The organism is Shinella daejeonensis, assembly GCF_024281235.1.
GTDB classification, from domain to species: Bacteria; Pseudomonadota; Alphaproteobacteria; order Rhizobiales; family Rhizobiaceae; genus Shinella; species Shinella daejeonensis.
In genome coordinates this window covers 313,281-325,793 of record NZ_JAHWXY010000003.1, presented here as the reverse complement: position 1 = coordinate 325,793, position 12,513 = coordinate 313,281, and the positions used below count along the sequence as shown (strand labels likewise).

Genomic DNA, 12,513 nt, shown 5'->3' with positions numbered 1-12,513 from the left:
GACGTCGGCAAAATTGCCGGCGTGATAGATGTGGCGATAGTTCATGCCTTCTCCGCTCTGGCCGGCGATCGATTCCCGCCGTGGCGGCAATATAGGGCTTTTGGCCGCTTGCGCACTGCCATATAGAAAACCCATGAACGTTGCGACCCCGAATCCCGCAAAAGCCCGGATCGGCCATTCGGCCTGTCCGCATGATTGCCCCTCCACCTGCGCGCTGGATATCGAGATCGATGCGGACGGACGGATCGGCCGGGTGAAGGGCGATCCGGAAAACAGCTACACCTCGGGCGTCGTCTGCGCCAAGGTCGCCCGCTACGCCGAGCGGCTCTATCATCCCGCCCGGCTTCTCAAGCCGCGGGTGCGCCGGGGCGGCAAGGGCGAGGGAGGCTGGGGCGAGATTTCCTGGGAGGCGGCGCTCGACGCCATCGCCGAGGCCTTCGTCCGGGCCGAGCAGGCCCATGGCAGCGAGGCGGTCTGGCCCTATTACTACGCCGGCACGATGGGGCTGGTGCAGCGCGATTCCATCGATCGCCTGCGCCATGCGCGGCGCTATTCCGGCTTCTTCGGCTCGATCTGCACCAATACAGCCTGGACCGGCTATACCATGGGGGCCGGGACGCTGCGCGGCTCCGACCCGCGCGAAATGGCGAAATCGGACTGTATCGTCATCTGGGGCACCAATCCGGTCTCGACCCAGGTCAACGTGATGACCCACGCGATCCGGGCGCGCAAGGAGCGGGGCGCGAAGATCGTCGTCGTCGACGTCTATGACAACCCGACCATGAAGCAGGCCGACATGGCCCTGAAGCTGCGGCCCGGCACGGATGCGGCCCTTGCCTGCGCCGCCATGCATGTCGCCTTCCGCGACGGCCATGCCGACCGCGCCTATATGGCGGCCTTCACCGACGATCCGGCCGGGCTCGAAGCGCATCTGGCGACGCGCGACCCCGCCTGGGCGGCGGAGATCACCGGGCTTTCCATCGCGGAGATCGAGGCCTTCGCGGCGCTGGTCGGGCGCACGAAGCGCAGCTTCTTCCGCCTCGGCTACGGGTTCACGCGCGGACGTAACGGCGCCGTCTCCATGCATGCGGCGCTCTGCGTCCCGACCGTGCTCGGCTCGTGGCAATATGAAGGCGGCGGGGCGTTCCACAGCAATTCGGATATCTTCCGCCTGCGCAAGAGCGAACTGACCGGCGAAACGCTCGCCGATCCCGATATCCGCATGCTCGACCAGTCGCAGATCGGCCGGGTGCTGACCGGCGACGCCGTTGCCCTGCGCCATCGCGGCCCGGTCACCGCCATGCTGATCCAGAATACCAATCCGGCCAATGTCGCGCCCGAGCAGCGGCTGGTGAAAAGGGGCTTCCTGCGCGACGACCTGTTCGTCGCCGTCCACGAGCATTTCATGACCGATACGGCGAAGCTTGCCGATATCGTCCTGCCGGCCACGATGTTCGTGGAACATGACGACATCTATCGCGGCGGCGGGCAGCAGCACATCGTTCTCGGCCCCCGGCTGGTCGAGCCGCCGCCGCTCGTGCGCAGCAATCTCTTCGTCATCGAGGAGCTTGCGCGCCGGCTGGGCGTCGGCCACCTGCCGGGATTCGGGCTGACGGAGCGCGAGCATATCACCCGTATGCTGCCGTTCTACGAGATCGACTTCGACGGCCTGAGGCAAGAGAAGTGGATCGACTGCCAGCCGGATTTCGAGACGGCGCATTTCCTGAAGGGGTTCGGTTTTCCGGACGGCCGGTTCCGCTTCCGCCCGGACTGGACCAATACGCCCGCGCCCAACAAGCCGCCGAAACCGCTCGGCGCGTTTGGTCCCCACGCGGCCCTGCCGGTCTTTCCCGACTATGTGGCGGTGATCGAGACTGCTGACGCGGACCATCCGTTCCGGCTGGCGACATCGCCCGCCCGCAACTTCCTCAATTCGTCCTTCACGGAAACCCGGGGCTCGCGCCAGCGGGAAGGCCGGCCGGAGGTGATGATCCATCCCGAGGACGCCGCCGCCTGCGGCGTCGATGACGGCGAGATCGTGCGCCTCGGCAACGGGCGCGGCGATATCCGCCTGCATGCGAAGGTCACGGATGCGGCGAAAGCCGGCGTCCTCATCGCCGAAGGGGTCTGGCCGAACGACGCCCATCTCGACGGCGAGGGCATCAATGTGCTGACCGGGGCCGACCCGATCGCGCCCTATGGCGGGGCGGCCTTTCACGACAATCGCGTCTGGCTCCGCAAGGGCTGACGCCGCGTCACAGGCAGGAACTTCCATCATGGCCGAGACATCCTCCACGATCCGCATCCTCGACCGCAAGACGGTCTGGAAGCGCTTCATCCATCTCCAGACGCTGGTGCTGGAACAGAGGCGCGCGGACGGCCGTATCGAGCGTCTCGACCGGGAGGTGCACGATCACGGCCACGCCGCGGCCGTTCTCCTGGTCGATCCGGCCCGCCGGTCGGTGGTGCTGGTGCGCCAGTTCCGCCCCGGCGCGTTCCTCGGCGGCCATCCGGACGGTTATCTGCTCGAGGTTCCGGCGGGACTGCTCGATGGCGACAGCCCGGAGGCGGCGGTGAGCCGCGAGGCGATGGAGGAGACCGGCTATGCCGTTTCCGGCGTCCGCTTCCTGTTCGACACCTATGTCAGTCCGGGCACGCTCACCGAGCGGGTGAGCTGCTTCGTGGCGACGGTCGATGCCGGCCGGCCGGACGGAGCGGGCGGGGGCGTGGAAGGCGAGGGTGAGGATATCGAAATCGTCGAAATGCCGGTCGACGAGGCCTGCGCCCTGATTGCCTCCGGCGGTATCGTCGACGCCAAGACGATCCTGCTGCTGCAATGGCTGATGCTCGAGCGCGCCGGTCTTATGCCGGCCGGTCCGGCGTGAGGATTTCGGGCGAGATCAATCGCGCGCCGTCGGCGATCGGCAGGGGTGTCGCGAAAATCGCCTTGCCCTCCTGCATCCGCACCTTGCCGCCGGCGACCAGATCGAGCGCCAGCGGATAGCTGCGATGCTCGACCGCAAGCACCCGCAAGGCGAGCGTATCGGCGGTATCGGCGGGCAGGATCGGCACGGCTGCCTGCACGATGGCCGGCCCTTCGTCCATGCCTTCCGTCACGAAATGCACGGTGCAGCCGGCGATCCGCATGCCGGCGTCGATGGCGCGCTGGTGGGTGTGGAGGCCGGGAAACAGCGGCAGCAGCGAGGGGTGGATATTGAGGATGCGGCCCTCGTAAGGGCGGATGAAGGTTGCGCTGAGCAGCCGCATGTAGCCGGCAAGGCAGATGAGGTCCGGCGAAAAGTCGGAAAGCGCCTCGACGATTGCCGCCTCATGGGCTTCCTTGCTGACGAAATTCCGGCGCGCGAAGACACGGGTCGGAATGCCGAGGGCTTCGGCCTTCGCAAGCCCGCCGGCATCGGCTCTGTCGGAGAAGACCGCGACGATTTCCGCCGGATAGTCCGGCGCGGCGGCAGCCCCGGCCAGCGTCAGCATGTTGGATCCGCCGCCGGAGATGAAGACGACGACCCGCTTGCGCGCTGCTCCGCTCATAGGGCGAGGCTGCCCTTGTAGAGGGTGCCGGCATCGCTTTGCGCGCGCGCGACGATGCGGCCGAGACGGAAGACGCGCTCGCCTTCGTCCGCAAGGACGGCGCAGACCGTGTCGACCTTGTCGGCCGGCACGACGGCGATCATGCCGACGCCGCAATTGAAGGTGCGCAGCATTTCCGTCGCCTCGACGCCGCCGGTGCGGGCAAGCCAGGAGAAGACGGCCGGCGGCTTTACCGCGGCAAGGTCGATTTCGGCCGCCAGATGCTTCGGCAGCACGCGCGGAATGTTTTCCGGGAAGCCGCCGCCGGTGATATGCGCCAGCGCCTTGATCGCACCCGTCTCGCGGATCGCCTTGAGAAGCGGCTTCACATAGATCCGTGTCGGCGTCAGCAGCGCTTCGCCGAGGCTCTTTTGCGGCTCGAACGGCGCCGGCGCGTCCCAGCCGAGGCCGGAGAGCGCGACGATCCTGCGCACCAGCGAATAGCCGTTGGAATGAACGCCGGAGGAGGCGAGGCCGAGGATCACGTCGCCCTCGACGAGATCGCCGGAGGGAAGCAGGCGGCCGCGTTCGGCCGCACCCACCGCGAAACCGGCAAGATCGTAATCGCCGCCGGCATACATGCCGGGCATTTCCGCCGTCTCGCCGCCGATCAGCGCCGCGCCGGCCTGTCGGCAGCCTTCCGCGATCCCCTCGACGATGGCCGCGCCCTGTTCGGGATCGAGCTTGCCGGTCGCAAAATAGTCGAGGAAGAACAGCGGCTCGGCGCCCTGCACCACGAGGTCGTTGACGCACATGGCGACGAGATCGATGCCGACGGTATCATGGCGGTCGGCGTCGATGGCGATCTTCAGCTTGGTGCCGACGCCGTCGTTGGCGGCGACCAGCACCGGATCGGTGAAGCCGGCGGCGCGAAGGTCGAACAGGCCGCCGAAACCGCCGATCTCGCCATCGGCGCCCGGCCGGCGCGTGGAACGGACGGCGGGCTTGATCTTCTCGACCATCAGGTTGCCCGCGTCGATGTCGACGCCTGCTTGGCTATAGGTCAGGCCGTTCCCGTCAGACTGGCTCATGATCGCATCTCCGCTCCGGATTGTCCGCGCCCGATTGGCACGCCGGGGCCGCAAGCGCAAGCGCAATGCCGGGAAACCCGGGATTTTTTCACCGATTTGCCCGCTGTCCGTAACCGCCCGGCCGCGCAGCCTTGACCCGTCCCGTCCCCCGTCATATCTCCTGCGGATGACGAGCGACGGACCGGCCGGGCCGGAAGACGGGAAAAATCGCATGACAGGTTACGTCAGCGGCGCGGGGCTGAAGCGGCAGATCGTCTTCTGGCTGCTGGCGCTTACGGCCTTCATCCTTTTCCTGTTCGTTTTCAGCAACATCCTGCTGCCGTTCATCGCGGGGCTGGCGCTGGCCTATTTCCTCGATCCGGTGGCCGACCGGCTGGAACGGCTGGGCCTCAGCCGCACCATGGCGACGGTGTTCATCCTGTTCGCATTCCTCGTGGTCTTCGCCCTGTCGCTGATGATCGTCATCCCGCTTCTGGCGACGCAGGCGGCGGATTTTTTCGCCAACCTGCCGGGTTACATCACCCAGTTGCAGCAGCTCGTCACCAGTTTCGACCCGTCGCTGCTTCCGGGCTGGATCAGCGGCCAGATGGACACGATCAAGCAGAGCTTTTCGACCATCCTCGGCGAAGGGGCGGGCTTCCTCGGCACGCTGCTCAAGCAGATCTGGAATTCGGGCATGGCGCTGGTCAATGTCGCCTCCCTGCTCGTCATCACGCCGGTCGTCGCCTTCTACATGCTGCTCGACTGGGACCGGATGGTGCTGCGGGTCGACGACATGATCCCGCGGGACCACCTCGACACCGTGCGGCGCCTTGCGCGCGAGATAAACGACGCCATTGCCGGCTTCGTGCGCGGGCAGGGGTCGATCTGTATCATCCTCGGGCTGTTCTACGGCGTGAGCCTGTCTTTCGCGGGGCTCAACTTCGGCCTGCTGATCGGCCTTTTCGCCGGCCTCATCAGTTTCATCCCCTATGTCGGGTCGCTGGTCGGCCTGCTGTTGTCGATCGGCGTCGCGGTCGTGCAGTTCTGGCCCGATTACATCTCCATCGGCATCGTCGTCGCCATCTTCTTCGCCGGGCAGTTCCTGGAGGGCAACATCCTCCAGCCGAAACTGGTCGGCTCCCGGGTCGGCCTGCATCCGGTCTGGCTGATGTTCGCGCTGTTCGCCTTCGGCGCGCTCTTCGGCTTCGTCGGGCTGCTGGTCGCGGTGCCGGCGGCGGCGGCCGTCGGCGTGCTTGTCCGCTTCGGGGTGGAGCGATACCTTGACAGCGATCTCTATCATGGCCACAGCCAGGCCGGGCCGCTTCTTCGGGGTCGGCCCGCCCCGCGCGACGATGGCGATGCGTGAGGCGATCCGTGAAGACCACGAGTAGAGTTCAATGACATCGCGCAAGTCCGCCGAACAGTTGCCGCTGGCCTTCGGGCACGACCCCGCGACGGGGCGTGACGACCTTCTGGTCGCCGGACCGGTCAACGCCGCGGTGTCGCTGGTCGACGCCTGGCCGCACTGGCCGTCGCCGGTCGCGGTGATCGCCGGTCCCGCGGGGTCGGGAAAGTCGCATATCGCCGCCGTCTGGCGGGAAAGGTCGACCGCCGCGCTGGTGACGGCGCGCCCGGGCGTCGGCGCCGAGGAGGCGGCGGCGCGCGGGCCGGTGCTGGTCGAGGACGCCGATCGCGACGGTTTCGACGACCACACGCTTTTCCACATGATCAACAATATCCGCCAGAACGGTCACACCATGCTGCTCACCGGCCGGCTCTGGCCGATGTCCTGGCCGGTCGACCTGCCGGACCTGCGCTCGCGCCTCAAGGCCGCGACGGTGGCGGAAATCGGCGAGCCGGACGACGGGTTGCTGTCGCAGGTGATCGTGAAGCTGTTCTCCGACCGGCAGCTCCAGGTGGACGATCGGCTGGTCGCCTATATGGTTGCGCGTATGGAGCGCTCGATGGAGGCGGCGCAGACGCTGGTGGAGCGGCTCGACCGGCTGGCGCTTGCCCGCGGCAGCCGCATCACCCGCCGGCTCGCGCAGGAAGTTCTCGGCGAGATGGTGGATGGCGAGGAATCCGCGCCTTAGGTCTCGCAACGGCATTGACTGTCACAGTTCCGTCGTCAAACTGCGCTAAGCGGTTCCAGGTAAAGCGGAAAGCGGATTTCCGCCCGGAGCCGGGCAAACGCAGGGCGACCGGAAACCGAATGGCGGGCGGGACGACATGGACACAGTGACTTCGCAGGATTCGACCGGGACGGTGGAGACGGCCGAGACGGTCGTGGAGGCCCAGCCCGATGTCGAAGGGCTGATGGCGAGCCCCGAGCGTTTCGTTAACCGCGAGTTCTCCTGGCTGCAATTCAACCGGCGTGTCCTTGAGGAAACGCTGAACACCGCGCATCCGCTCCTGGAGCGCATCCGCTTCCTGTCGATCTCGGCGGCCAATCTCGACGAATTCTTCATGGTGCGGGTCGCCGGCCTTGAAGGCCAGGTGCGTCAGGGGATCGCCATCCGCAGTCCCGACGGCAAGACCTCGGCCGAACAGCTCGACGAGATCCTGAAGGAGATCGACAATCTTCAGATGGAACAGCAGGCCTCGCTTGCCGTTCTCCAGCAGTATCTGGCGAAGGAAGACATCCTCATCGTGCGTCCGACGGCCCTGTCCAACGAGGACAAGGTCTGGCTGCAACAGGAGTTCACCCAGTCGATCTTCCCGGTGCTGACGCCGCTGTCGATCGATCCGGCCCATCCGTTCCCCTTCATCCCGAACCTCGGTTTTTCCATCGGCCTCCAGCTCGACAGCACCATGGGCAAGGAGCCGATGACGGCGCTCCTGCGCCTGCCGGTCGCGCTCGACCGGTTCATCCGCCTGCCGGATGCCGGGCGGACTATCCGTTACATCACGCTGGAAGATGCGGTGGGGCTTTTCATCGGTAAGCTCTTCCCGGGTTATATCGTGCGCGGTCTGGGGACGTTCCGCATCATTCGCGACAGCGACATCGAAGTGGAGGAGGAGGCCGAGGATCTTGTCCGCTTCTTCGAGACCGCCCTGAAGCGCCGCCGCCGCGGCTCGGTGATCCGCATCGAGACCGATTCGGAAATGCCGGATTCGCTGCGCCGTTTCGTGGTGCAGGAACTCGGCGTGCCGGACGACCGCGTCGCCGTCCTTCCCGGCCTGCTCGCTCTCAACACGCTGGCGGAGATCACCAAGGCGCCGCGCGACGACCTGAGGTTCACGCCCTACAACGCCCGATTTCCCGAGCGCGTGCGCGAACACGCCGGAGACTGCTTCGCCGCCATCCGCGAGAAGGACATGGTGGTCCACCATCCCTACGAAAGCTTCGACGTGGTGGTGCAGTTTCTTCTCCAGGCTGCGCGCGACCCTGACGTTCTGGCGATAAAACAGACGCTTTACCGCACATCGAACGACAGCCCCATCGTGCGTGCGCTGATCGACGCGGCGGAGGCCGGCAAGTCGGTGACGGCGCTGGTGGAACTGAAGGCCCGTTTCGACGAGGAGGCCAATATCCGCTGGGCGCGCGACCTTGAGCGCGCCGGCGTGCAGGTCGTCTTCGGCTTCATCGAACTGAAGACCCATGCCAAGATGTCGATGGTGGTGCGCCGGGAGGAGAACCGGCTTCGCACCTACTGCCACCTCGGCACCGGCAACTATCATCCGGTCACGGCGAAGATCTACACCGACCTGTCCTTCTTCACCTGCAACCCGACGATCGCCAGCGACATGGCGAACATCTTCAACTTCATCACGGGCTACGGCGAGCCGGAAGCGGGCATGAAGCTCGCCTTCTCGCCCTATACGATGCGCCCGCGCATCCTGCGTCACATCGACGAGGAGATCGCGCACGCCGGGAACGGCGCGCCGGCGGCGATCTGGATGAAGATGAATTCGCTGGTCGACCCGGACATCATCGACGCGCTTTACCGGGCGAGCCAGGCGGGTGTGGAAATCGATCTGGTGGTGCGCGGCATCTGCTGCCTGCGTCCGCAGGTCCCGGGGCTTTCCGACAATATCCGCGTGAAGTCGATCGTCGGGCGCTTCCTCGAACATTCCCGTATCTTCTGTTTTGGCAACGGCCATGGGCTTCCATCGGACAAGGCGCTGGTTTATATAGGCTCCGCGGACATGATGCCGCGTAACCTGGACCGGCGGGTCGAGACACTCGTGCCTCTGATCAACCGGACTGTGCATGAGCAGGTTCTTTCGCAGATCATGTTGGGCAATCTCATCGATAACCAGCAGAGCTACGAGATTCTTCCGGACGGAACGTCCCGGCGCATGGAAGTGCAGTCCGGGGCCGAGCCGTTCAACGCTCAGCACTACTTCATGACCAACCCCAGCCTGTCCGGCCGGGGCGAGGCCCTGAAGTCCAGCGCACCGAAGGCGATCGCGGGCTGGCAAGGCCGCCGGAAGAAGTAACTGGACCTGCATGGTTGAATCAGAAGCGCAGGGGCGTTTGCCTGGAATTGCCCCCGTGTCTGTCGTGGATATAGGGTCGAACTCGATTCGGCTGGTTATCTACGAAGGCATGAACCGCACCCCCGCCATCCTTTTCAACGAGAAGGTGATGTGCGGTCTCGGCAAGGGGCTCGCCAGAACCGGCCGTATGGACGAGGCGAGCGTCGCCCGGGCGCTGGCCGCGCTGCACCGGTTCAGGGCGCTGTCGCATCAGGCCCGCGCCTCGACGGTCTATGCGCTTGCGACCGCCGCCGCCCGCGAGGCGGAAAACGGCCCCGATTTCATCCACCGCGCGGAAATGATCCTCGAACGCAAGATACGCGTGCTGACCGGCGAGGAGGAAGCCCATTTCTCGGCGCTCGGCGTCGTCAGCGGCTTTCACGATCCCCGGGGCGTCGTCGGCGATCTCGGCGGCGGCTCGCTCGAACTGGTCGATATTGCCGGAGACCGGATCGGCCGGGGCGTCACGCTGCCGCTCGGCGGCATCCGGCTTTCGGAAACCTCCGGCGGCTCGGCCGCCCAGGCGCGCCTCGTCGCCCGCCGCCACCTGCATCGGGCGGACGTGTTGCGGGCGGGGAGCGGCCATCCGTTCTATGCGGTCGGCGGAACCTGGCGCGCGCTTGCCAAGCTGCATATGGAGATGCGCGGCTATCCGCTGCACATGCTGCAAGGCTACGAAATCGATTATGCCGAAGCGATGGAATTCCTGACGGACGTGGTGACGGCCAAGGATACGAAGGATTCCGCCTATTCGGCGATCTCCAAGGTGCGGCGCAACCTGCTGCCCTTCGGAGCGGTGGCGATGCAGGAGGTGATCGCCCTCATGAAGCCGTCGCGCATCTTCTTTTCGGCGCAGGGCGTGCGCGAGGGCTATCTCTATTCGTTGCTGCCGGAGCGGGAGAAGGGGCGCGACCCGCTGCTGGCGGCGGCAGGCGAACTGGCGATCCTTCGCGCCCGTTCACCCGAGCATGCTCGCGAGACGGCCGCCTGGACCGGCCGCATGATGCCCTGCTTCGGCATCGAGGAGAGCGAGGAGGAGGCCCGCTATCGGCAGGCCGCCTGTCTGCTGGCCGACATCAGCTGGCGCGCGCATCCGGATTACCGCGGCCTTCAGGCGTTGAACATCATCGCCCACGGCACGTTCACCGGTATCAGCCATCCGGGCCGCGCCTATATTGCGCTTGCCAATTATTATCGCTTCGAGGGGCTGAACGACGATGGCGAGACCGGCGCTCTCGCCGGCGTCGCCACGCCGCGCCTGCGGGCGCTGGCCAAGCTTCTGGGCGGCCTGCTGCGCATCGCCTATCTGTTTTCGGCCTCCATGCCGGGCGTCGTGCCGAAACTTGCCTTCCGCCCGTCCGCCGAGCCGGATATCGATCTGGAACTCACCGTGCCGTCGGAATTTTCGGAACTGGCCGGCGAACGTCTCAACGGGCGCTTGCAGCAGCTTGCCAAGCTGACCGGCAAGAAGCTCGCCTTCCGGTTTCTCTGAGGGCGGCATGGCGGGCGTGCGGCTGCTTCTCCTCGTTCTCGCCCTGACGGGCGCGGCGCCTGCGGCCGCATCGGCATCCGACTGGCAGGCGGTCGAGGAGGTGCGGACCTATACGGTGGAGGGGACGAGCGGCCTGGAGCTTTATCGCTCGATCGGCGCGCGCGGACCGAAGCTCGGGCCGGTGCGGGCTATCGCGCACACCGCGTTCAAGCTCACCTGGACGCGCAAGTATGAAAAGCGCGGCGCCGCCTGCGTCATCGCCGTCAACCGGCCGAAGCTCGTCATCACCTATATGTTGCCGGCCGTGAAAAAGACGCTCGCCGAGCCCCTGAAGACGCGCTGGGAAACCTTTCTCGCCGGCGTCGCGGCGCACGAGAAGGTTCATGGCGATTTCATCCGGGACATGGTGCGCGAGATCGAGGCCGCAAGCGTCGGTCTCACCGTCGACGACGATCCCGATTGCGGCAAGACCCGCCGGGAGCTCCAGACCCGCCTCGGCGCGTTGTCGCAGGCCCAGCGGGCGCGCAGCCGCGAGTTCGACCGGGTCGAAATGGGCGATGGCGGCAATGTTCATCGGTTGATCCTCGCGCTGGTCAATCCTGAGTAACCGACACTTTTCTTTTCTCATAACCCAAGGTAGTATTTCCCGTCCGTTTCCGGGCACTCGGTGATGACAGGGGAGAGTTTCACCATGGCGATCTTCAAGACGAAGCCGGTCGGCACGACGGGGGTGGATTTTTCCTCGCTCGACATCACCGCGCTCGCAGACTATGACTATATGACGGGGAACAGAACCTCGGTTAAATTCTACGATAACAATCGGGACTATACGCTCTTCCAGGGCTCGGGCTTTGTCTTCAAGACCAAAGGTGACGAGGTCACCGATGTCACCGCAGGCACGGTCACGAAGCTCAAGGTCTCGATCGACGGCGTCATCTATGCCGATGTGTCAGGGCTCAATCTTTCGGCAGCGAAGATCTTCGACTTCTACGTCGCCGGAAACTCCAAGGGCGCGCTGGCCTATCTTCTTTCGGGCAACGATACGATCACCGGGACGAAATATGCCGACAATATCAACGGCGGGGCGGGGAACGATACGCTGAACGGCGGCGCCGGCAACGACACGCTCAGGGGGGAGGGCGGCCACGACAGGCTGAACGGCGGCGCCGGAAACGATACGCTGGACGGCGGCGCTGGCAACGACACGCTGATCGGCGGGGCGGGGGCGGACAAGCTCTATGGCGGCGCGGGACACGATACGCTGAACGGCGGTGCCGGCAACGATACGTTGAATGGCGGCGGCGGTAACGACACGCTGCAAGGTGGCGCTGGTCACGACACGCTGAACGGCGGGGCAGGTGCCGACAAGCTCTACGGCGGCGTCGGCAACGATACGCTGAACGGCGGCGGTGGTCACGACCTGCTCGAAGGCGGCGCCGGTCAGGACACGCTACGGGGCGGCGCCGGCAACGACACGCTTTACGGGGGAGCGGGGGCGGACAGTCTCTACGGCGGCGCGGGCGCCGACACTTTCATCTTCAAGTCGGTTTCCGATTCCCCCGCCACCATCACGCCGGCGACCCCTGCCACTCCCGTTACCATAGGCTACGATACGATCCATGACTTCAATCGTGGCCAGGGCGACAAGATCGATCTCGGCGCGATCGACGCCAATACCACTGCGGCCGGAAATCAGGCCTTCAAGTTCATCGGCCTCAAGGACTTCCGCAAGCAGGCCGGCGAGCTTCGCTATGAGAAGATCGGGTCGGAAACGTTCATCCACGCCGATGTCGATGGCGACGGAAACGCTGATCTCACGATCAAGCTCGATTCGCTGATCAACCTCAAGGCGACCGATTTCATCCTCTGAACCGCGCGGGCCGGCAGGCGCTGCTTGCCGGCCCGTTGCCCAGCATGAATACGGCAGCCGAGCCGGCG

10 protein-coding genes are annotated in these 12,513 nt (G+C 65.7%); 8 read left to right on the top strand and 2 right to left on the bottom strand.

The window, feature by feature from the left end:
• The first annotated feature begins 133 nt into the window (after positions 1–133).
• Together KYK29_RS12160 and KYK29_RS12155 are read left to right on the top strand one after the other, a co-directional pair.
• On the top strand, positions 134–2,248 hold the full coding sequence (locus KYK29_RS12160; RefSeq protein WP_437437249.1) for a molybdopterin-containing oxidoreductase family protein: 2,115 nt from the start codon (positions 134–136) through the stop codon (positions 2,246–2,248).
• A gap of 28 nt (positions 2,249–2,276) precedes the next feature.
• Positions 2,277–2,885 carry an NUDIX domain-containing protein gene (locus KYK29_RS12155; protein ID WP_254691155.1) on the top strand — a complete coding sequence of 203 codons (609 nt, stop codon included), beginning with the start codon at positions 2,277–2,279 and terminating at the stop codon, positions 2,883–2,885.
• On the opposite strand, the gene purN is transcribed toward KYK29_RS12155, so the two are convergent.
• The gene (gene purN / locus KYK29_RS12150) at positions 2,863–3,549 is read right to left on the bottom strand and encodes a phosphoribosylglycinamide formyltransferase (RefSeq protein WP_254691154.1); all 687 of its coding nucleotides are present in this window, start codon (positions 3,547–3,549) and stop codon (positions 2,863–2,865) included. The genes KYK29_RS12155 and purN overlap by 23 nt on opposite strands.
• Positions 3,546–4,619, bottom strand: coding sequence for a phosphoribosylformylglycinamidine cyclo-ligase (gene purM / locus KYK29_RS12145; RefSeq protein WP_254691153.1), 1,074 nt, complete (start codon positions 4,617–4,619; stop codon positions 3,546–3,548). Before purM ends, purN begins: the two co-directional genes overlap by 4 nt.
• A gap of 211 nt (positions 4,620–4,830) precedes the next feature.
• Between purM and KYK29_RS12140 the strand changes: the two genes are divergently transcribed.
• The 6 genes from KYK29_RS12140 to KYK29_RS22495 all read left to right on the top strand — a co-directional run bounded on the left by KYK29_RS12140 (position 4,831) and on the right by KYK29_RS22495 (position 12,445).
• On the top strand, positions 4,831–5,967 hold the full coding sequence (locus tag KYK29_RS12140; RefSeq protein WP_254691152.1) for an AI-2E family transporter: 1,137 nt from the start codon (positions 4,831–4,833) through the stop codon (positions 5,965–5,967).
• 31 nt (positions 5,968–5,998) lie between these two features.
• Entirely contained in the window at positions 5,999–6,694 is a 696-nt protein-coding gene (gene hdaA, locus KYK29_RS12135; RefSeq protein WP_254691151.1) for a DnaA regulatory inactivator HdaA, read from the top strand.
• A 136-nt stretch (positions 6,695–6,830) separates the two neighbouring features.
• Positions 6,831–9,044, top strand: coding sequence for an RNA degradosome polyphosphate kinase (locus KYK29_RS12130; protein ID WP_254691150.1), 2,214 nt, complete (start codon positions 6,831–6,833; stop codon positions 9,042–9,044).
• A 10-nt stretch (positions 9,045–9,054) separates the two neighbouring features.
• The gene (gene ppx, locus KYK29_RS12125) at positions 9,055–10,575 is read left to right on the top strand and encodes an exopolyphosphatase (RefSeq protein WP_254691149.1); all 1,521 of its coding nucleotides are present in this window, start codon (positions 9,055–9,057) and stop codon (positions 10,573–10,575) included.
• A 7-nt stretch (positions 10,576–10,582) separates the two neighbouring features.
• Positions 10,583–11,182: a DUF922 domain-containing Zn-dependent protease gene (locus KYK29_RS12120; RefSeq protein WP_254691148.1), complete on the top strand. Its 600-nt coding sequence runs from the start codon at positions 10,583–10,585 to the stop codon at positions 11,180–11,182.
• A gap of 63 nt (positions 11,183–11,245) precedes the next feature.
• Positions 11,246–12,445, top strand: coding sequence for a calcium-binding protein (locus tag KYK29_RS22495; protein ID WP_302795509.1), 1,200 nt, complete (start codon positions 11,246–11,248; stop codon positions 12,443–12,445).
• Positions 12,446–12,513 lie beyond the last annotated feature (68 nt).

Excerpts from the sequence above, each read along its gene's own strand:
- KYK29_RS12160 (WP_437437249.1), top strand. The coding sequence starts at position 134 with ATGAACGTTGCGACCCCGAATCCCGCAAAAGCCCGGATCGGCCATTCG.
- KYK29_RS12155 (WP_254691155.1), top strand. The coding sequence starts at position 2,277 with ATGGCCGAGACATCCTCCACGATCCGCATCCTCGACCGCAAGACGGTC.
- purN (WP_254691154.1), bottom strand. The coding sequence starts at position 3,549 with ATGAGCGGAGCAGCGCGCAAGCGGGTCGTCGTCTTCATCTCCGGCGGC.
- purM (WP_254691153.1), bottom strand. The coding sequence starts at position 4,619 with ATGAGCCAGTCTGACGGGAACGGCCTGACCTATAGCCAAGCAGGCGTC.
- KYK29_RS12140 (WP_254691152.1), top strand. The coding sequence starts at position 4,831 with ATGACAGGTTACGTCAGCGGCGCGGGGCTGAAGCGGCAGATCGTCTTC.
- hdaA (WP_254691151.1), top strand. The coding sequence starts at position 5,999 with ATGACATCGCGCAAGTCCGCCGAACAGTTGCCGCTGGCCTTCGGGCAC.
- KYK29_RS12130 (WP_254691150.1), top strand. The coding sequence starts at position 6,831 with ATGGACACAGTGACTTCGCAGGATTCGACCGGGACGGTGGAGACGGCC.
- ppx (WP_254691149.1), top strand. The coding sequence starts at position 9,055 with ATGGTTGAATCAGAAGCGCAGGGGCGTTTGCCTGGAATTGCCCCCGTG.
- KYK29_RS12120 (WP_254691148.1), top strand. The coding sequence starts at position 10,583 with ATGGCGGGCGTGCGGCTGCTTCTCCTCGTTCTCGCCCTGACGGGCGCG.
- KYK29_RS22495 (WP_302795509.1), top strand. The coding sequence starts at position 11,246 with ATGACAGGGGAGAGTTTCACCATGGCGATCTTCAAGACGAAGCCGGTC.